This is a genomic window from Christiangramia aestuarii (assembly GCF_009735585.1).
Taxonomy (GTDB): Bacteria; Bacteroidota; Bacteroidia; order Flavobacteriales; family Flavobacteriaceae; genus Christiangramia; species Christiangramia aestuarii.
Window position 1 is genome coordinate 1 of sequence record NZ_VJVW01000162.1, and the last position, 372, is coordinate 372.

Below are 372 nucleotides of genomic sequence, written 5' to 3' on the forward strand. Positions count from 1 at the left end.
GTACCTGAAGTGGAGCGGGCCGACTCGCTTCCGCCAGGGTGACCAGCCCGACCTCGGCCTGTTCGTCTTCAACCAGGGCGAACAGCCGGTCAAGGCCGAGCTGCTCAGCGGGCCGCCTGGCAGCCAGCGCAGCCAGACCCTGGAGCTGGCCAAGGGAGTCAACTACATTCCGCTGGCGCAACAGCCGCTCAGCGATGGCGACTGGAGCGCCGAGCTGCGCCAGGACGGGCAGGTCCGCGACCGCCTGGCGGTGCGCTTCAACCTGCTGGCCGACGGCTGGCAGGTGGAGCAGATGCAGAACCTCAGCCTGGCGGCGGCGAGCAACCCGCTGCAACTGCCGGCGGACGCGCGCGACGTACGCCTGCGCCTGGC

Annotated in this window: 1 protein-coding gene; it reads left to right on the plus strand. The window is 70.7% G+C overall.

All coding sequences use genetic code 11. The features are described 5' to 3' along the window. On the plus strand, nt 1–372 hold a 372-nt coding region (locus tag FLP08_RS17360), incomplete at both ends, for a hypothetical protein (RefSeq protein WP_156278179.1).